This is a genomic window from Streptomyces sp. NPDC097640 (assembly GCF_040302705.1).
Lineage (GTDB): Bacteria > Actinomycetota > Actinomycetes > Streptomycetales > Streptomycetaceae > Streptomyces.
Genome location: NZ_JBEOSB010000019.1, coordinates 137869 through 156736 on the forward strand (window position 1 = coordinate 137869; position 18868 = coordinate 156736).

Below are 18868 nucleotides of genomic sequence, written 5' to 3' on the forward strand. Positions count from 1 at the left end.
CGTTGAGTGGTTCGCCCGCACATGGAAATGTGGGGCCGGCTGCCGCCGACCCCACATTCACCGGTTTCCTCCGCCCCCGGAGGTTCAGGTGCCCTTCGACGCCTTGAAGTTGCGGAAGAGCAGATAGGTGTCGAGGATGTCCGACGAGGCGCTTTCGACGGACCGGTAGATGCCCCACTTGGGCCGCACGTAATCGTCCTGATCCGGGATCTTCACGCCCGACATGCTGCCCTGGACCGCCACCGGGGCCCCGGAGCCGGTGCCCTTGCGGGCCACGAACCCCGCCTTGCCGCTCGAGCCGATGGTGAGCGTCCACTCGATGGTGATCCACTTGTTGCGCAGCGGCGACAGGTTGGTCGAGGCGATGTCCGGCGACCCGGAGTTGGCGTACGCGCGGGCCCGCAGCGTCTCCGTGCTGCCGCTGCGGCCCAGGTCCAGGGTGACGTACGGGCCCCCGTTGTCCACGGGTGTCTTGGTCTGGAAGATGTGCGTGAACTTGCTGGTGCCGTGCAGCGAGGTCGGCATGAACATCTCGTAGCTGATGGTCCATGTCTCGCCGTCGCGCATCTTCAGCTTCGAGCCGTCCTGCACCATGCCCTTGGACTCGGTGCGCTGACGGTCCCCGTCACCGGTGGTGTCCCGGTCGTCCTTCCAGATGTTGAAGCGGTAGTGATCACCTCCCTCGACGGTCACATACTCCCGGTCGGGGTGGGCGCCTCCGCGGTCGGCCTCGATGCCCTCGAAGGCCTTGAGCCCGGCGCTGGACGGGTCCGGGTGCCAGAGCAGCTGCGGCGCCCGCGGGGCGGCCGACGCCTCCCGGCCCAGAACGAGAGATGTGCCGACGGCGGCCGCGGTCATGGAGCCGAGTACCGCCCGGCGGCTGAGGTGGCGTGGAGCGTGTTCGGTCATGTTCGTTGGTTTCCTTCTGAGGATGTCAACTGATGACACACGCGGTGCGGACCTCTCACGATGGGCTGGCCCTATAGGACTGTCAAGGTTCCTAACAATCTTTCATCCGACCTTTGCTCGGGGGACTTTGGTGTCTTTGGTCGTGCGGACTCGCTGAGCTGGGGCGCAGTATGCGAGTTGCTCTGCTATTCCGGAATAACGTAATCTCCGTCCTATGGCTGGTGAGTCCTTGGAGACACGGGTCGCCGCGCTCGAAGAGCGTGTTTCGCGGCTGGAGGCAGAGCCCAAGACGGAGCGGGACAAGGTGTTCTGGGCCCTCGAGGGCCTGCGGCAACGCCTCACCGGCCCCGGCGAAGTGCTGTTCACCGGCGCGCTCGAACTGCCGACGGGCGAGACGTACGAATGGCAGCAAGGCGCCGCCACCGAAAGGCTGTTGGACGCCGACTGGTCGGAGTGCGCCGCACCGCTCGCCGCCCTGGGCCACCCCGGCCGGCTCACGCTGCTGCGCGCCGCGCTCCGCGGCACCCGGTCCGCCGCGGAGCTCCAGGAGGTCGCGGGCCTGCACACCACCGGCCAGCTCTATCACCACCTCAAACAACTCACCGCCACCGGCTGGCTCCAGGCCGAGGGCCGTGGCCACTACCAGGTCCCCGCGGGCCGGGTGGTGCCGCTGCTCGTCGTGCTGTCCACGGTGGTGTCCACGGCAATCCGATCGACAGGGGAGTGACCATGCAGCGGAGAAAGTTCCTCACCGTGGCGACGGCGACGGCGGGCGGAACGCTGCTGGCCGGCAACGCCGCAGCAGCCGACGACCGGCCCGACCTGCCCGCGCTGGTGCGGCGGTATGTGACCCGTGCGCTGGAGGCCGGCAGCCCCAGCGCGGTCTGCGGGGTCATCCACGGCGGCCGGCGCCATGTGGCGGGCGCGGGCGAGGGCCCGGGCGGCGCGGCGCCCGACGGCGGAACCGTCTACCAGCTCGGCTCGATCGCCAAAACACTCACCGCCACGGCCCTGGCCCGCGCCGTGTGCGCGGGCACCACCCGCCTCGACGCCCCGCTCACCCTGCCCACCGGGTTCCCCGTCCCGCACCGGGGGCCGCGCCCGATCACCCTGGTCGATCTGGCCACCCACAGCTCCGGCCTGCCCTCGCTGCCGCCGAACCTGCTCGCCGGCGCGGACCCTTACGACCCGTACGCCCACTACACGCTGGACGATCTGTCGAGCGGCCTCGGCGAGACCACCCTGGCCACCGAACCGGGCAGCCAGTACGCGTACTCGAACCTCGGGGTCGGCCTCCTCGGCCAGGCGCTGGCCTTCGACGCCGTGGACACGATGCTGCGCCGCCGGGTGGCCGGGCCGCTCGGCCTGAAGGACACCACCACCGCGCTGCGGCCCGACATGGCGGCCCGCAAGGCGGTCGGACACCTCGCCGGAGAGCCCGTCCCCGACTGGCGCGACCCCGTGCTCAGCGCGGCCGGCACCTCGATGTACAGCACCGCCGACGACATGGTGCGCTTCCTGGACGCACAGCTCCACCCGGGGGGCTCCCCGCTGCGGGCCGCCATCGAGCTGACCCAGCGCCCCCACTTCACTGCCGAGGGCGGTCTGCGGCTCGGGCTCGGCTGGCACCTCAGCCCGCTGCCCGGCGGGCGGACCCTGACCTGGCACACCGGCGGCACAGGCGGGTTCAGCACCTGTGCCGCCTTCAGCCGGGAGAGCGGCTCGGCGGTGGTGATGATGGTGAACACCTTCAGCGAGGAGACCGCCACCGACCCCCGCCCGGTCGACGCCCTCACCTTCGGCCTGCTCGGCGAACTCACCGCGGCTTAGCGGTCGTCCGGGTCGATGCGCTCGGTCCAGACCATGGTTTCCTGGATGTCGGCCGTCGGCCCGGAGTCATGGTTGAACCGTCGCTGCCAGGTCTGGTAGCCGGGCAGGAACGACTCCATGTCGGTGTCGTTGCGCAGGGTGTACTGCACGATGAGCCTGCCATCGGGGTCGGTGCCCTTGACGACGTAGTCCACGTTGTACGAGCCGAGCAGGGACTGCGCCTCGTTGGTGTCGCCGCCCCACAGATTGTCGATCCCGGACATGGCGGCCATGTCCCCGATGAAGGTCGTCACCTGGTCGGGGAGCGACTTGCCGGAGATCCGGTATGCGAGCTGGCCCTCCCCCCTGCCCGCCTGCCACCCGGCGAGCGTCTGGCTCCGGATGCTGTCCATGCTCTCGCTCTCGCGGAGCTGTTCGACGAACGCGTCGTGCTGGGAGAAGGAGTAGTGGTCGTCCCCCGTCCCGGCTATCCAGTTGGCCGCGAGGGTGCGCGGGGTGAGGTGGTTGGTCGAGGGGAAGGGGTCGAGGCCGTTCATGTCCCGGCCGAGCGTGTCATAGCGGTCGGTGCTGATGCCGCTGGTGTGGTTGATGTCCGTGCGTATCTCGCCGGTGTTGAACCACTGCTCCAGGCCGACGTTCTCCATCAGCGTGATCGACAGGTTCTGGTCGGCCTCGAACGCCTCCCGCAGGATCTGGTTGAGCCGGGTCTGGGCGGCGTTCACCTTGCTCACGTCGTCCTCGTCGTAGTTCTCCGGGGTGCACCCCTCGGCCAGAACCACCTGGGCGTTCTTGGCGCTGACGTACATCCCCTGCTCGCCGAACTCCCGCACCGCGTCGTTGAGTTTGCGCTGCGCGACCTTCAGCTCACCGGCTCCGTCCTCGATGCTCCGGCGGACCCCGTCGGCCACCTTGGCGGCGGCGGTCACCTGGCGCTGGATGTCGTCGATCTGCGTCCAGGCGAAGGGGGCGGCCATGCCCTCCCAGTACCCCTTGTCCTTCAGGGGCTTCAGCACCTGGTCACGGACCTTGTCATCGAGGTCCTTGATCCTGTCGTGGACGCCCTTCCACTTGGTGGCCAGGGTGTCCAGCGCCCCGAAGTCGGCCGATCGGAACTCCTGATAGAAGCTGGCCATCAGTACCTCCAGATCGACGAGGAGCACGGGTCGTCGACGGGCGGCAGTAACCAGGGTTGCTGCTGGCCGAACGAGTCCCCCGTGCCCAGGTCCTGTTGTACATGTATGTCGGCCGCGGCCCGCAGGCTCTCGGAGATGTGGGCGAGCCAGGCGGTGACCGTGCCCGCCTGCTCCTCCCAGTGCTTGTGGGACCGTCTCAGCGCGCTCTCGACCTGGAGGCCGTCCACGCCCCTGGCCGCGATGGAGGTCGGCTCCTCCAACGACGCCGCCTGCCGGTGCAGGGTGTTGTACACCTCGTCCGCCTTGCCTGCCGCGCCGCGCAGCACGGCGGGGGCGATCGCGAGGTTCTGCGGCACCGGGCCCTGAACGCCGGGGGCGAGCGGGCGCCGGGGCGGGGGCGCGGGCGCGAAAGGAGGGCTGTAGATGTTGGGCTGGCACGGCAGGGCCCCTAAGGGGGGCGGGGCGAACCCGCCCCTCCCTTCGCCTGATGGTCCGGGCGGAATGGGAAGTTGGTCGTCTTGCGGCTCCGGCAGATCGTTGTCGCTCATGACACCCCCGTTGTGTGCACGACAGGGTACGTCGGCCGACCCCGCGGGCACCCCCCAAAACGACCGAAACACGTCACCGGTGTGTCACAGCGCGCCGGTCAGCCCAGCAGCAGCGTGTTGCACTCCCGTTGCAGGGCGAGGTCCTGCCACATCGGGTGGTGGGGCGCGGCGTTGGAGCACACCACCGTGCCCCAGGCGCCCACCCGGGCGGACTCGGCGACCGCGCGGCGGCAGAACGCGGCCCCGACCGGGCCCTCCTCGAAGGTGCCGTGCAGCGGGGTGTAGCCGATCCAGCCCTCGCCGAAGACCAGCGGGACTCCGGCCCCGGCGGCCCAGTCGGCGGCGGCCTCGATCCAGGTGACCAGCCGCTGCTCCATCGCGAGGCGGTGGACGGCGTACCGCTCGTACAGCCAGGCGTCCCACTTGACGGGGTCGCACCAGTCGTGTGCGTAGATCTCGCGGCCGACGAGCGTGGCCTCAAGACGCCACAGGTCGCCGGCGGGCGGCGCCCAGTCGGCCAGGTCCGGGGCGTCGGGGCGCAGCAGGTGCTCCCGGGCGAAGTCCTGGGGGAAGGGGCGGGACGGGGCGCGCAGGGCGAAGGCGTCGATGAGCTCGTCGAGCACGCCGTAGACATACGGGTGGAAGACGGCGACGTCCACGTCGCGCGGGACGCCGCGCAGCGATCCGACCGGGACCTTGGCGTAGTTGACCGTGACCGGCCGGTCGGGGTGGCGCTCCCGGAACCGGGCGAGGCCGCGCTCCAGGCGCGGCCGCAGGGCGACCACGGTGTCGGGGCCCGTCAGCCCCTCGGTGAGCCGCCCGCCCTGGACCTCGTTGTGCAGCTCGGTGAAGGCGATCCGGTCGTCCAGTCCGTGGACGGCGAGGAAGTCGATCAGGTCGGCGAGCGCGTCGGCGAGGGCCTCGGCGCGCCGTTCGGGAGCGACGGCCATCAGGGCGTCGTACCAGGAGCGGTCGCCGCCGAACGACGGGCTCTGCTGGTACTCCCAGCTGGAGAGGATGACGAAGCAGCCGTGCCGGCGGGCGGCCTCGAACAGCGCGCGCAGATGGGCGCGGCCGTCGATCTCGGTGCTGCCGCCGACGTCGTACCAGCGGGTCCGCTGCCCGTATCCGCCGCCCAGGGGTGCCAGCCGGAGCCGGCTGGTGTCGAGCCCGGAGCCGAAGAGCAGGAAGGGCATGGCGCAGACGCGCACCGTGTTGTATCCGCGCGCCACGGCCTCCGCGAAGGCGCGGTCGAGGTCGGCGAAGGGCTCCCCGGGGCCGGTACGGGTGTACCAGCTGAAGTCCCACAGGGAGATGGTCAGTTTCTCCGGCAGGTGGTCGGGCGGCGCGACGGGCACGGTGGACCGGCCTTTCGGTAGGGGGACGGTTCATCGTCGGCGGGTGTCACAGGCAGTGTCAAGATGTATTCATAATTAATGCCCGCGATAGGGTGAGCGCCCGGATCTGCGAGGAGGAACCCCCATGCCGTCCTATTCCGGCCGAGGCGTGCACGGCCAGGTGGTCCGGCTGCTGGGGGCCCGCATCGTGGGCGGCGAGTTCGCCGAGGGCGAGGTCCTGGACGTACGGGCCCTCGGGGCCGAACTGGACGTCAGCCTCACCGTGATGCGCGAATCCCTGAAGGTCCTCGCCGGCAAGGGGCTCATCGACGCCCGCCAGAAGCGCGGCACCTTCGTATGCCCCCGGGCCGCCTGGAACCTCCTGGACTCCGATGTCATCCGCTGGCGCGTGGAGGCGGGGGACGGCGAGCGGCTGATGCGCGATCTCGCCGACGTGCGCTCCCTCGTGGAGCCCGCCGCCGCCCACCGCGCGGCGCTGCGCCGCACCGAGGCCGATCTGGTCGCGCTCGGCGCCGCGCTCGCCGCGATGGCGGACGCCCGCGGGGCCGCCGCGGAGGAGGAGGCCGACGCCTCCTTCCACCGCGCGCTGCTCGCCGCCACCGGAAATGAACTCCTCGCCCGCCTCGATCTGTTGCTGGAGCCCGGCCTGCGCGAGCGGGACCGCCTGGTGCACGCCCACGGCGGCGCGGACGACCCCGTGCCCAGCCACCGCGCGGTCCTGGACGCCATACGCGACCAGGACGCGCCCCGCGCCGAACTCGCCATGCTGGACCTGCTCGCCAAGGCGGCCGAGGACCTCGGTCAGGTGTCGGCCACGCGGGCCGATATGAACTGACGCCGGCGCGCTCAGCCCCTCGCCGACCCGGCCGGTACGGGTTCGGTCCCGCCGCCCCTCGGGCCGGCCGGTTCGGTCAGGCCGGCCAGGTCGACGGCGTCGGCCATGGCCTGGAGCCCCGTGTCGTTGAAGTGCAGATGGTCGCCGGTGTCGTAGGCGGGGAGGATGCGGTGCGGGTCCGCGGGGTCGCGGACCACGGCATCGAAGTCCACCACCGCGTCGAACACCCCGCTGTTCCTGATGAACTCGTTCACGGCCTGCCGCACGGCCTCGCGGGCCTCGGTGTAGCCGCCGTTGCCGCCGTACGGGGTGATGGTGCCCCCGATGACGCGGATGCCGCGCGCGTGGGTCTGCTCGACGATGCCGCGGTAGGCGTCCGCGAACGCCGTGGGGTCGGTCTGGTTGGGGTTGCCCTTGATGTCGTTGATGCCCTCCATCACGATCATCGAGCGCACCCCGCTGCGGGAGAACACGTCCGCGTCCAGCCGGGACAGCGCGCTGGGCCCGGTCCCGTCCAGCAGCACCCGGTTGCCCGAGATGCCGGCGTTGAGCACGCCCAGCTGCCGGCGCGGGGGCAGTTCGCGCAGCCGCGCGGCCAGCCGGTCGGGCCAGCGGCGGTTGGCGCTCGCCGTCGATCCCGAGCCGTCGGTGATGGAGTCGCCGAGCGTGACCACGCTGCCGGGGGTGCGCGGGCTGAGCACGTCCACGCCGGTCACGTAGTACCAGGAGCTCGTGGTGGCCGTGAACGCGGCGCCGTCCTGGTCGGCGGTGTGGTCGCCGTCCGGGGCGAGGAACGAGGTCTGGAGAGCGGAGCGGTGGTAGGTCGCGGGTCCCGAGTCGGTCGGGGTGTACAGGGTGATCAGCAGATTGGTGTCCGCGGGGACGCGCAGCCGCACCGGGTCGCTGACCGCGTCCTCGCCGGCCGGCACGGTGGCCGAGGTCCGGCCGTGGAAGGTGATCCGGCGGGTCGTCCCTGCGATGGCGTTCGGGCTCTTCGGTGCCGCGGCCTCCTGGAGTGCCACGGTGGCCGCGCCGAGTTCGAGGGGGGCCGTGCCGAGCCGGTTGGACACCCGGATCCGGGCCGCCTGGCCTCCGACGCTGGTGTGCACCACGTTGCGGATCGAGTTGCCGGGCAGGGCGGGTACGGTGCCGGCCGCGGCGGCCTCCCAGGTGCCGACCCAGCCCCGGCCGCCGTGGCCGCCGGGGCCGGGGGCTGGTCCGCTGTCCGCCCAGGCGGTTGCCGCCCCGCTCAGCGGCACCAGGGCGAGTGTCAGTGTCGCGGCCAGAGTTGAGAGAACGTGCCGAATCGAGACCATGTGGTGCTGCCCTTCCAGGTGAGAGCCAGCCGGAGTGAGGTCACGTGCGGAACGGGGGCGCCGCGCCCGGCCGGGGTGCGGGCCGGGCGACATGGAGCGCGCCGTAGGCAATCATCACCAATACGTCGGATGCGTCAAGGTGTCAGGCGTCGGAAACCTGGAGGCGCTGAAGACTGATGGGTTGATACACCCGATGTATCAGGGGTTGCTGCTCACGCCCTTCGGCGTCAGGCCGGGTAGGCGTGGGTCTGGGCGGCCTTGACCGAGGCCCAGACCGTGACCCCCGGGTGCAGGTCCAGCTCCGCGGCGGCGACGGTGGTGAGGTCGGCGGCGAGGGGGAGTTCGCCCGTGAGGTCGGCGCGGATCTGGTCGCCGTGGGACTCCAGCCCCGCCACCCGGACGCGCCAGACGTTGCGCGCGCTGGACTGGGTGGGGCGGTCGCGGTGCAGGGTGACGGCGCCGGGCGGAAAGGCGACGAAGGCGGGGCCGGTCAGGTCGTCCGCGGTGGTGATGGCGGGGCCGTCGGCCAACCGCACGGTGTGGCTGTCGGCGTGGCCCTTGTAGAGGTTGAGCCCGACCAGGTGGGCGATGTAGTCGGTCCGGGGGCGGCGGGCGACCTCGCCGGGGGTGCCCTCCTGGACGGCCCGGCCGCCCTCGATGACGACGAGCCGGTCGGCGAGCACCATGGCGTCCAGCGGGTCATGGGTGACCAGGACGGCCACGGCCTCGAACTCGGCGAGGTGGCGGCGGAGCTGCGCCCGTACGTCGAGGCGGGTGCGGGCGTCCAGCGCGGCCAGCGGCTCGTCGAGGAGCAGCAGCCGGGGGCGGGTGGCCAGGGCGCGGGCCAGGGCGACGCGCTGGGCCTGCCCGCCGGACAGCCGCCGGGGCTTGACGGAGGCGTGGCCGGCCAGGCCCATGCGGTCCAGCCAGGTGGCGGCCAGTGCGCGGGCCTCGGCCTTGGACAGGCCCTGGCAGCGGGGGCCGAACGCCACGTTGTCGAGCGCGCTCAGATGGGGGAAGAGCAGATAGTCCTGGAACACCACGCCGACCGGGCGGGCCTCGGGCGGCGTGTCGCGCAGGGACCGGCCGTCCAGCCGCAGATGGCCGTCGCCGAGCGGGGCCAGCCCTGCCAGGGCGCGCAGGGCGGTGGTCTTGCCCGCGCCGTTCGGGCCGAGCAGCGCGAGGACATCGCCGGGCGCGGCGGTCAGCGCCACATCGAGGGAGAAGGCGCCCCGGTCGACGACGAGCCGCGCGTCCAGCCCCCCGGCGGGGGCGGCGGACGTGGCGGAGGCGACGGCGGAGGCGGCGGCACCGGATCCGGCGGTGGAGTCGATGTCTTTCACGGCGTGGTCATCCAGCGGTCGCGCAGCCCGGCCAGGACCGCGATGGACACGGCGAGCAGCACCAGGCTCAGCGCGATCGCCGCGGCCGGGTCGCTCTGGAGGGCGAGATAGACGGCCAGCGGCATCGTCTGGGTGCGGCCGGGGAAGTTGCCGGCGAAGGTGATGGTGGCGCCGAACTCGCCCAGCGCGCGGGCCCAGGCCAGCACCGCCCCGGCGGCGATGCCGGGGGCGATCAGCGGCAGCGTCACCCGGCGGAAGGCGGTGAAGCGCGAGGCGCCCAGGGTCGTGGCGGCCTCCTCGTAGCGCGGATCGGCGGCCCGCAGCGTGCCTTCCACGCTGATGACGAGAAACGGCATGGCCACGAACGCCTCGGCCACGATCACCCCCGCCGTGGTGAACGGCAGCGTGATCCCGAAGGCGTCGTCCAGCCAGCGGCCCACCACCCCGTTGCGGCCCAGTGCCAGCAGCAGTGCCACACCGCCCACCACCGGCGGCAGCACCAGCGGCAGGGTCACCAGGGCCCGGACCAGGCCGCGCCCGGGAAACTCCGTACGGGCCAGCAGCCACGCGAGCGGCACCCCGAGCACCAGCGCCACCGCCGTGGCGGCCGTGGCGGTCACCAGCGACAGCCGCAGAGCCTCCCAGACGCCCGGGCTGGTCAGCTGCTCCGGAAGGCTGTGCCAGGGCGCCCGGACCAGCAGGGCGAACAGCGGCAGCAGCAGAAACGCCAGCCCGAGCAGCGCGGGCAGCAGCAGCGGCAGCGGCGCGAGACCCCGCCCGCCGGCCCGCCGCCTCGGACGCCGGGGCCGCCGGCCACCGCCGGTGAGGGTGTCGACCGCGGCGTCCGAGGGGCCGGTCACGGCTTGAGGAACCCGGCGGCGGTGAGGACCTTCTGGCCCTCGGCGGACTTCACCAGGGCCACGAAGGCCTTGGCCGCCGCCGCGTTGGGCGCGTCCTTCAGCGGGGCGATCGGGTACGCGTTGATCGCCTCGGCCGACTCGGGGAACTCCACGCCGTCGACCTTGCCGCCCGCCGCCTTCACATCCGTCTTGTACACGACCGCGGCGTCGACCTCCTTCAGCTCCACCTTGGTCAGGGCGCCCTTCACATCCTGCTCATAGCTGACCGGGGTCAGCTTGAGACCGGAGGCGTCGAGCGCCTTCTGCGCGGCGGCACCGCAGGGCACCGTCTTCGCGCACAGGGCCACCTTCAGCCCGGACTTGGTGAGGTCCTTCAGGGTGCCGATCTTCTCCGGGTTGCCGGGGAGCGTCGCGATCGCCAGCTGGTTGCGGACGAACGTCGTCGGCGTGCCGTCGGTGTCATGCGCGTCGGTGACGATCTTCATCGTCTTGTCGCTGGCGGCCGCGAAGACATCGGCGGGCGCGCCGGAGGTGATGCTGGCCGCGAGGGTGTCGCTGCCGCCGAAGTTGAAGGCCACCTTCGTCCCCGGGTGCTCCGCCTCGAACTTCTCCTTCAGCGTCGTGAAGCTCTCCTTGAGCGAGGCGGCGGCGAACACCGTGACCGTGCCGGACAGCTTCTTCGAGGAGTCCTTCTTCGCGGAGTCCTTCTCCGAGGAGGAGTCGGAGGAGGACGAGCAGGCGCTCAGCGCGAGCAGCAGCGCCGCGGCCCCCGCCGCGGTCGTCGTCAGCGCGCGCGTCCTGCGGTGTGCGGAACGGGTCGTCACGGAAATCTCCCTCTGCCCTGTCATGCCTTTTCGACGACCACGTTCGTCGACTTGATCACGGCGACCGCGGGAACGCCGGGCTCGAGACCGAGCTCCTCGGCCGACTCCCGGCTGATCATGGACACCACACGGAACGGCCCGGCCTGGATCTCCACCTGCGCCGACACATCCCCGAGGATCACCTCGGTGACGATGCCCGAGAAGCGGTTGCGCGCCGAGGAGCCGGTGCTCTCCCGCTCGGCGCGGTTCAGCTCCCGTACGAACGCGGCCAGCTCCGGCCCGGGGATGATCCGGCGGCCCTGCTCATCGCGCTCGGCGCGCAGCCTGCCGCTGTCGACCCAGCGCCTGAGCGTGTCGGCGCTGACGCCCATCAAGGCGGCGGCGTCCCCGATCCGATAGGTGTGCATACGCCGATCATACTGCCGCAGGTGCCAGCCTTACGATGCGTCTCGCATCGCAGAAGCGGAACAATCAGAGGGAAGGCCTCGCAGATGCGGGTCGGCCGAGACGGAACCAGCGGTGTTCCGGGGAACACCGCTGGAAGGAGGGACACTCGCGCCGGCGCCGTTACACGTTGACGCCGTAGTCCTTGGCGATGCCGGCCAGGCCCGTCGCATAGCCCTGGCCGATGGCGCGGAACTTCCACTCGCTCTCGCGCCGGTAGAGCTGTCCGAACACCATGGCGGTCTGGTCGTGCGCGTCCTCGGTCAGCTCGTAGCGGCACATCTCCACGCCCGTCGCCTGGTGCACCAGGCGGATGTACGCGTCACGGATCCGGCCGAAGGTGGTGGCCGCCCCGCCCTCGTTGTGGATCGACACCACGAACACCACGGACTCGGCCTGCGCCGGGAGCAGGTTGAAGTCGACGGCGATCTGCTCGTCGTCGCCCTCGCCCTCGCCCGTCTTGTTGTCGCCGGTGTGGCGGACCGAACCCTCCGGCGTGGTGCGGCTGTTGAAGAAGACGAAGTGCTGGTCCGACAGAACCCTGCCGTTGCCACCCAGCACGAGGGCGCTCGCGTCCAGGTCGACATCGCCCGGGCCGGTGTTCACCTTCCAGCCCAGGCCGACGACCACGCTGGCGAGACCGGGCTCGGTGCGGGTGAGGGAGTAGTTGCTGCCCTTGGTCAGGCTCACGGCCATGAGGTGTTTCCCCTTTAGTGCGAATGACTGCGAATCACATGTGCGTGAACGCGCGGCGTGGCATGAAGCGGACGGGCATGCCGATGGCGCCGGGAATCGCCGGGCACAGCCCGTCCACGCGTCGTAATCTACAACGATGTAGAAGATGGATGGTGGCCCTCAGTCGATCTTCGGCCAAGCGGCCGACCTCCCCAAGGCGCCGTGCAGCGCGCCGTGTTGGGCGGTCGGGCGCGGGTCCGATTGGCGTGGTGAGGGGCTTGGACGACACCCTGTCGGCGTACAGAGCTGATCATGAAGCCGGTCGCGGCTGGTGACGGCAGGGGCCAGGGAGGGTGTGCGGCATGCGCAAGAGGCTGCGGGAGCGGCTGCGTTACTGGTTCGACGGGACGATGGACCGTGGCACCTCGGCGCTGATCGGCTGGCTGGGGCTGGCCTCATTGGTATTGATCACCGTGGTGTCCTGCACGGTGGCGGTCTTCGCCCACAAGGACACCGAGGAGAACGGGGGCTGGCCGGGCGTCATCTGGATGAGCCTTCTGCGCACCCTCGACCCGGGCACGATGGGAGGGGACACCGGGCGGCCGGTGTTTCTGCTGCTGATGCTCACGGTGACCGTCGGGGGCATCTTCATCGTCAGCGCGCTGATCGGTGTGATCACCACCGGCCTGGAGTCCCGGATCCAGGAGCTGCGCAAGGGCAAGTCGCGGCTGATCGAGCACGGGCACACCATCGTGCTGGGCTGGTCGGAGCAGATCTTCACGGTCATCGCCGAGCTGGTGGAGGCCAACCAGAGCGAGCGGCGCTCGTGCGTGGTGATCCTCGCCGACCGGGACAAGGTCGACATGGACGACGAGATCCGGCGGCGGATCCCCGACACCGGGAAGACGAGGGTGATCTGCCGTTCCGGCAGTCCGCTCCAGCGGGGGGACCTGGAACTGGTGAGCCCGGACGCCGCCAAGGCGATCATGGTGCTGCCGCCCGTCGGGGAGGACAGCGACATCGACGTCATCAAGCAGCTGTTGCTGCTGAACAGCCGCGTGTGGAGCGGGACGCGCCCGCATGTGGTGGCGGCGGTGCAGAGCTCCGAGAACCTGGCGGCCGCCCGCTTGGCCGCGGGGGAGAGCGCGCTGGTGGTCGACGTCGACGACATCGCCGTCCGGTTGATCGTCCAGTCCCACCGGCAGTCCGGCCTGTCCACCGTCTTCAACGAGCTGCTCAGCTTCATGGGCAACGAGATCTACCCGTTGGCCGAGCCCTCGCTGGACGGTTCCACCTACGGGGAGTCCCTGAACGCCTTTGAGCTCGGCGTGCCCATCGGCCTGCACCGCGCGGACGGAGAGGTGCTGGTCAACCCCCCGATGGACACCGTCATCGGGAACGGCGACCAGCTGCTGTTGGTCGCGGAGGACGATCTCCTCATCAAGGCGGCGAGCGAGCGGCCCAGGATCGTCCGCTCGGCGATCGCCACGGCCGACGTCGCGTCGCCGATGCCGGACCGGACCCTGATGATCGGCTGGAACCCCCGCGCGTCGAAGATCGTTTCACTGCTCGACCGGCTGGTGAAACCAGGGTCCGTGGTGGATGTCGCGGCCCCGCACCGGCCCGAGGAGGACCTGAGCGGAGAGCTGGCGAACCTGACGGTCGGCTACAAGCACTGCGAGCCGGTCCGCCGGCCGTCGCTGGAGTCCCTGGACCTGGACACCTATCGGCACATCGTGGTGCTGACGGACGACGAGATCGATGCCGGACGGGCCGACGACCGCACCCTGGTGACCCTCCTCCATCTGCGCGACATCGAAATCCAGCTCGGCGACCCGTATTCGATCGTCACCGAGATGAACGACGACGCGAACCGCGAGGTCGCGCAGGTCACCAAGGCCGACGACTTCATCGTCAGCACCAAGGTGATCAGCCTGCTGCTCACCCAGCTCACCGAGAACCGCCATCTGTACGCCGTGTTCGCCGACCTCTTCGACCCCGAGGGGTCGGAGATCTACCTCAAGCCCGCGCCGAGCTATCTCACCCCGGGCGCGAAGGCGAACTTCGCCACCGTGGTCGAGGCCGCCCGGCAGCGCGGTGAGTCGGCCATCGGCTACCGGCTGGCGCGGCAGAGCGACGAGCCGCCGCTCTACGGCGTCCATCTCAACCCGTCCAAGACCGCCCCGCTCGTCCTCCAGGAGGGTGACACGGTCGTGGTGCTGGCCGAGGACTAGGGTGATCCGTGTGACCCCTGAGCAGCTGCGCTCCTTCTGCCTCTCCCTCAACGCGGCCGTGGAGGACTTCCCCTTTCCCCGGTTCGAGGAGATCTCGGCCTTCAAGGTGGGAGGCAAGGTCTTCGCCCTGACGACCCTGGACGCCCGCCCGCTCACCGTGAACCTGAAGTGCGACCCCGACGACGCGCTGCGCCTCCGCGGTGAGCACCCGGGGCTGATCGTCCCGGGGTGGCACATGAACAAGCGCCACTGGAACACGGTGACGGTGGACGGCGGGCTCCCGGACCGGCTGGTCCGGGAGCTCGTCGAGGACTCCTACGACCTGGTGGTCGCGCGGCTGCCGAAGGCCGAGCGCCTCAGGCTCGACCGCCCCTGAGGCCGTCCACCGTCACGCGGGGACGAGGTGGTACGTCCGTCCGGGGACGGTGTCGAACGAGGTGAGGTCCGGCTCGGGGTGGTCCACCCGCACCGGTGTGCCCTGCGCGATGACCTTCAGCCGGCCCGTTGACCGGACCACGGCCCGGGCTCCGGTGCCCGAGCGCAGCCGGCACTCGGCCAGGGCGCCGCCGCTCCAGGCGAGATCCGCCTCGAAGCCGCCACGGGCCAGCAGCCCCCGGATCCGGCCGTCGGGCAGCGACGAGGGCAGGGCGGGGAGGAGATGGAGTTCACCGGCGTGGGACTGGAGCAGCCACTCCGTGATCCCGGAGGTGGCGCCGAAGTTGCCGTCGATCTGGAACGGGGGGTGCAGATCGAAGAGGTTGGGCGCGGTGCGCTCGGGCGTGAGCAGGTCGCCCAGCAGTTTGAGGGAGCGGTCGCCCTCGTGGAGCCTCGCCCAGAAGTTGATCTTCCAGGCGAGCGACCAGCCGGTGCCCGCGTCGCCGCGCTGCTCCATGGTCCTGCGGGCCGCCGCGAACAGCTCGGGGGTTCCGCGCTCGGTGATCTGGTGGCTGGGGTGGAGCCCGTACAGGTGCGAGATGTGCCGGTGGTTCTGTTCCGGGGCGATGGCGTCCCAGTCCTCCTGCCATTCCTGGAGCTGGCCCTGGGCGCCGATCTTCATGGGCGGCAACTTCTCCCGCGCGGCCCGCGCCTCGCCCCGCGCGGCCGGGTCCTCGCCGAGCAGTTCGGAGGCCTTGACGAAGCCGTCGAAGAGATCGCGGAGGATCTGGTTGTCCATGGTCGGCCCCGCGCAGAGGGACACGTCCGGGTGGTGGGCGTGCTCGGGGGACATCGACGGGCAGGTGACCAGGTGGCCGCTGGTGGGGTCGGTGACCAGGGCGTCGAGGAAGAACCGCACCGCGCCGGCGAGCACCGGATAGCGCTTGCCCAGCGCCTCCTTGTCGCCCGTGAACAGATAGTGGTCCCAGATGCCGGTCGCCAGCCAGGCCCCTCCGGTGGGCCAGGTCCCGTAGAAGGCCTTGTCGCAGGGGGCGGTCCCACGCCAGCCGTCCACGTTGTGATGGGCGACCCAGCCGCCCGCTCCGTACAGCGTCCGGGCGGTCTTCGCGCCGGACACCGACAGGTCGGCGAGCAGGTCGAAGACCGGCTCCCAGCACTCCAGAAGATTGGTGAGGGGGGCCGGCCAGTAGTTCATCTCGGTGTTGATGTTGATGGTGTACCGGCACGACCAGGGCGGGCTGAGCATGTCGTTCCAGATGCCCTGGAGGTTGGCCGGCTGGGTGCCGGGCCGTGAGCAGGCGATCAGCAGATAGCGCCCGAACTGGTAGTGCAGGGTGATCAGTTGAGGGTCGGAGACGGAGGCGAAGTTCTTGACCCGTTCGTCGGTGGGCAGCCCGGCCGCGTCGGTCACCCCCAGGTCGAGACCCACCCGGCGGAACAGACGTCGGTGATCCTCGACATGGCGCTCGCGCAGCGTTCCGAACGGGACGTTGGAGGCGGCGTTGAGCGGGGTGGTGGCGCGGGCGAGGTGGTCGCCGGTCGGGTTCCGGAAGTCCGTGTAGCTGGTGCCGACGGAGATCAGCAGGGTGACGGAGTCGGCGCCGGTCACCGTGAGTTCTCCGCCCTCGCTGCTGACGGCTCCCCCCTCCGCGTGGGCGCGGGCCAGCGCCCGGAACCGCACCTGCCCGGCGATGCCGCTCCGGGTCTCCCCTGAGCCGTCGATGGCGACGGTGATCCGGTCGGGCGAGGAGCCGGTCACGTCCTGGGGACTGTCGAAGGTGGCGGTGAAGGAGACGGAACCGGGGGTGTCCGCGGTCAGCCGCATGGCGATGACCTGGTCGGGATGGCTGGCGATCACCTCGCGGCGGTAGGTGACGCCGCCCTGGGTGTAGCGCACGGACGTGACGGCGGAGTCGATGTCGAGCTCGCGCCGGTAGTCGCTGACCTCGCCCTGGGCCGGGAAGGTCAGCCGCAGCTCGCCGACCGTCTGATAGGGCAGCTCGGACAGCGGATTCCCCATGAACGTCTCGTCGATCAGGTCTTGGGCGCCGGCCCACTCCCCGGCGAACACCCGCCTGCGGATCTCGGGAAGGTTGCTCAGGCCCTGAGGACTGGCCGGGTCGTACGGCCCTCCGGCCCACACCGTGTCCTCGTTGAGCTGGAGCCGTTCGGTGTCGGTGCCGCCGAACACCATGGCGCCGAGCCGTCCGTTGCCGATGGGCAGCGCCTCCAGCCACGCGGCGGCGGGCCGCGGATACCAGAGGGCGAGCTCGCCGGGGAGGGTGGCGCCCGCGCCGGTGCCGGATGCCGCGGAGCCGGATCGCCCGGCGGCGTGGGCGCCTCCGGCCGGGACTCCGGACGCGATTCCGGCCGCGCCCGCCGCGGTCGCTGTGGACAGAGCGAAGAAATGTCTGCGGTCCATGGCCCCAAGACTCGATTCGTCGAATGGCTGGTGACTAGAGGCTGGCGACTGGTTTCAACGGGGGTGTGTCGCCCGCCGGAGCGGCGGATGTCCCCGCCCGGAGGCCGTCAGCGCAGGTGGCCGTCAGCGCAGGTGGCCGTCGGCGAGCCCGTTGAGGTACCTCTCGACGTGGGTGTAGCCGTCGGCGCCGGTGGCCTTGGCGTCGGCCGGGTCGGCCGGGTTCAGCCCCTGCGCGCGTTCCCAGGCGTCCGGCATGCCGTCGCGGTCGCCGTCGGGCGGCGGGGTGCCGCCGCGCAGGGTGCCGAAGCCGCCCACGCTCTCCGGATCGCTGATGATGGCGCCGGTCTGCCGGGTCACATCGTCGACCAGACGGGTGTCGATGGCGTCACGCGGCCGTGAGGCGCCCGCGCCCGCCAGCACCGTCCGGTACGCCTGTTGCGCCGTTTCCACGGTGACCGGCGGGAACGCGAAGGGCTTGTCCTCGACCGTGGCGGGCCCGAGATCCGCCTGCGTGGTCTCCCGGCCGTTGAGCTGCCCGTCGAGGTCTCCGTCGTAGAAGTTGCCGGCCGCGTAGATGTGGTAGTTGGCGTTGGCGCGCGAGAACGGACCGCCGGACGACGAGGGGCCCTTGATGAAGTAGTTTCCGATGGCGTTGGCGTTGCTCACGCCCGCCGAGTCGCCCAGGATGTAGGCGTCCGAACCCCAGTCGTAGATCACGCTGTTGACGTACTGGAGCCGCCCCTTGGACTTGGGGTTGCGGGTCTTGTTGTGCAGATACAGATTGTGGCTCAGCGTCACACCATCGCTCTGCACGAGGCCGCCGCACGAGTGCGGGGACAGGCCCTCGGCGATGATCGAGTTCTGGACGGTGACGTTGGTGCTCGAGTTGATGGAGAAGTTCTCGTCACGCCCCCAGGAGGTGGAGACATGGTCGAGGATCATGTTGCTGCCGCTGTCGATCCCCACGGCGTCCCGGTTCTGGTTCGGCGTGAGCCCATGACGGAACCGCATGTACCGCACGATCACGTTGTCGGAGTTCGACAGGGAGATCTGGTACCCCCGGGTGGACACCCCGTCGCCCGGCGCGGTCTGCCCGGCGACGGTGATGTCACTGGCGATGTGCAGCGGCGAGGCGAGCGTGATGTAGCCCCCCACGTCGAAGACGACGATGCGCGGGCCCTTGCTCACCGCGTCACGGAAGGAGCCGGGACCGGAGTCGGCCAGGGTGGTGACGTGATAGACCTCGCCGCCTCTGCCCCCGGAGACCTGCGCCCCGAACCCCTCCGCGCCGGGGAAGGCGACCGGTGCCATGACCGTACTGCCGCCCGCCGCGGCCGCGGCCGCAGCGCCCCCGGCCATGGGCGGCGTCAGCGGGCCGGACACGGCGGCAAGCGCGATCGCCCCAAGGGCTGTCTTCCACCTGCGTAACACGAGTGGCGCTCCCTTCGGTTGGTTCTCCTGGTCCGTTGTCGCACCTGGACGCCGGAAAGTTGCCGTGGACGAGCACAGGCGTTCTTGTCCACGGCGCCCCTCGCTGACACACTCATCCGCTGAAAGCGCTTACCCCGGAAATGCCCCTGACCGATCCAGTTCGAGGTGCGGAGACACGGTGAGCGAACACAGTCGCAGGCATGTGTTGCGGACCGGCCTGGGCGCGGCGGCCGGAACGACGGTGGTCGGCGGGGTCGGTGGTGCCGCCCATGCCTCGGCGCCGGCCCGGGCCGGCGGGGCGGCCGAGGCG

Annotated in this window: 17 protein-coding genes; 5 read left to right on the forward strand and 12 right to left on the reverse strand. The window is 70.9% G+C overall.

Features of this window, described 5'->3' with window-relative positions; genetic code table 11:
- Nucleotides 1–84: 84 nt before the first annotated feature.
- Nucleotides 85–909 (reverse strand): hypothetical protein, encoded by an 825-nt coding sequence (locus ABTY62_RS28270; RefSeq protein ID WP_352132221.1) that lies wholly within the window; start codon nucleotides 907–909, stop codon nucleotides 85–87.
- 214 nt (nucleotides 910–1123) lie between these two features.
- On the opposite strand from ABTY62_RS28270, the gene ABTY62_RS28275 reads away from it, so the two are divergent.
- A complete protein-coding gene (locus ABTY62_RS28275; protein ID WP_352132222.1) occupies nucleotides 1124–1636 on the forward strand; it encodes an ArsR/SmtB family transcription factor in 513 nt (170 codons plus the stop codon).
- A gap of 2 nt (nucleotides 1637–1638) precedes the next feature.
- A complete protein-coding gene (locus tag ABTY62_RS28280; protein ID WP_352132223.1) occupies nucleotides 1639–2739 on the forward strand; it encodes a serine hydrolase domain-containing protein in 1101 nt (366 codons plus the stop codon).
- Here ABTY62_RS28280 and ABTY62_RS28285 read toward each other — a convergent pair.
- The 3 genes from ABTY62_RS28285 to ABTY62_RS28295 all read right to left on the reverse strand — a co-directional run bounded on the left by ABTY62_RS28285 (nucleotide 2736) and on the right by ABTY62_RS28295 (nucleotide 5778).
- On the reverse strand, nucleotides 2736–3872 hold the full coding sequence (locus tag ABTY62_RS28285) for a hypothetical protein (RefSeq protein ID WP_352132224.1): 1137 nt from the start codon (nucleotides 3870–3872) through the stop codon (nucleotides 2736–2738). The two genes, ABTY62_RS28280 and ABTY62_RS28285, sit on opposite strands and share 4 nt — an antisense overlap.
- Nucleotides 3872–4420, reverse strand: coding sequence for a hypothetical protein (locus ABTY62_RS28290; RefSeq protein WP_352132225.1), 549 nt, complete (start codon nucleotides 4418–4420; stop codon nucleotides 3872–3874). The genes ABTY62_RS28285 and ABTY62_RS28290 overlap by 1 nt, the downstream gene beginning before the upstream one ends.
- 98 nt (nucleotides 4421–4518) lie before the next feature.
- Nucleotides 4519–5778: a cellulase-like family protein gene (locus ABTY62_RS28295; protein ID WP_352132226.1), complete on the reverse strand. Its 1260-nt coding sequence runs from the start codon at nucleotides 5776–5778 to the stop codon at nucleotides 4519–4521.
- Nucleotides 5779–5902: 124 nt separating this feature from the next.
- Between ABTY62_RS28295 and ABTY62_RS28300 the strand changes: the two genes are divergently transcribed.
- Nucleotides 5903–6613 (forward strand): FadR/GntR family transcriptional regulator, encoded by a 711-nt coding sequence (locus ABTY62_RS28300; protein ID WP_352132227.1) that lies wholly within the window; start codon nucleotides 5903–5905, stop codon nucleotides 6611–6613.
- A gap of 11 nt (nucleotides 6614–6624) precedes the next feature.
- Here ABTY62_RS28300 and ABTY62_RS28305 read toward each other — a convergent pair whose 3' ends face one another.
- The 6 genes from ABTY62_RS28305 to ABTY62_RS28330 all read right to left on the reverse strand — a co-directional run bounded on the left by ABTY62_RS28305 (nucleotide 6625) and on the right by ABTY62_RS28330 (nucleotide 12096).
- On the reverse strand, nucleotides 6625–7929 hold the full coding sequence (locus ABTY62_RS28305; RefSeq protein WP_352132228.1) for an SGNH/GDSL hydrolase family protein: 1305 nt from the start codon (nucleotides 7927–7929) through the stop codon (nucleotides 6625–6627).
- A 227-nt stretch (nucleotides 7930–8156) separates the two neighbouring features.
- Nucleotides 8157–9263 (reverse strand): ABC transporter ATP-binding protein, encoded by a 1107-nt coding sequence (locus ABTY62_RS28310; protein WP_502997532.1) that lies wholly within the window; start codon nucleotides 9261–9263, stop codon nucleotides 8157–8159.
- 5 nt (nucleotides 9264–9268) lie between these two features.
- The gene (locus ABTY62_RS28315; RefSeq protein WP_352132229.1) at nucleotides 9269–10132 is read right to left on the reverse strand and encodes an ABC transporter permease; all 864 of its coding nucleotides are present in this window, start codon (nucleotides 10130–10132) and stop codon (nucleotides 9269–9271) included.
- A complete protein-coding gene (gene modA / locus ABTY62_RS28320) occupies nucleotides 10129–10956 on the reverse strand; it encodes a molybdate ABC transporter substrate-binding protein (RefSeq protein WP_352132230.1) in 828 nt (275 codons plus the stop codon). Before modA ends, ABTY62_RS28315 begins: the two co-directional genes overlap by 4 nt.
- Before the next feature lie 20 nt (nucleotides 10957–10976).
- Nucleotides 10977–11363 carry a TOBE domain-containing protein gene (locus ABTY62_RS28325; RefSeq protein WP_352132231.1) on the reverse strand — a complete coding sequence of 129 codons (387 nt, stop codon included), beginning with the start codon at nucleotides 11361–11363 and terminating at the stop codon, nucleotides 10977–10979.
- Between the two features lie 160 nt (nucleotides 11364–11523).
- Nucleotides 11524–12096: a TerD family protein gene (locus tag ABTY62_RS28330; RefSeq protein WP_352132232.1), complete on the reverse strand. Its 573-nt coding sequence runs from the start codon at nucleotides 12094–12096 to the stop codon at nucleotides 11524–11526.
- A gap of 341 nt (nucleotides 12097–12437) precedes the next feature.
- On the opposite strand from ABTY62_RS28330, the gene ABTY62_RS28335 reads away from it, so the two are divergent.
- Together ABTY62_RS28335 and ABTY62_RS28340 are read left to right on the forward strand one after the other, a co-directional pair.
- On the forward strand, nucleotides 12438–14309 hold the full coding sequence (locus ABTY62_RS28335; RefSeq protein WP_352132233.1) for a CASTOR/POLLUX-related putative ion channel: 1872 nt from the start codon (nucleotides 12438–12440) through the stop codon (nucleotides 14307–14309).
- Nucleotides 14310–14319: 10 nt separating this feature from the next.
- Nucleotides 14320–14685 (forward strand): MmcQ/YjbR family DNA-binding protein, encoded by a 366-nt coding sequence (locus tag ABTY62_RS28340; RefSeq protein WP_352132234.1) that lies wholly within the window; start codon nucleotides 14320–14322, stop codon nucleotides 14683–14685.
- Nucleotides 14686–14697: 12 nt separating this feature from the next.
- Here the strand turns inward: ABTY62_RS28340 and ABTY62_RS28345 are convergent, their stop codons facing one another.
- Both ABTY62_RS28345 and ABTY62_RS28350 read right to left on the reverse strand, forming a co-directional pair.
- Nucleotides 14698–17127: a glycoside hydrolase family 95 protein gene (locus ABTY62_RS28345; protein ID WP_352132235.1), complete on the reverse strand. Its 2430-nt coding sequence runs from the start codon at nucleotides 17125–17127 to the stop codon at nucleotides 14698–14700.
- Nucleotides 17128–17250: 123 nt separating this feature from the next.
- Nucleotides 17251–18510 carry a pectate lyase family protein gene (locus tag ABTY62_RS28350; RefSeq protein WP_352132236.1) on the reverse strand — a complete coding sequence of 420 codons (1260 nt, stop codon included), beginning with the start codon at nucleotides 18508–18510 and terminating at the stop codon, nucleotides 17251–17253.
- Nucleotides 18511–18868 lie beyond the last annotated feature (358 nt).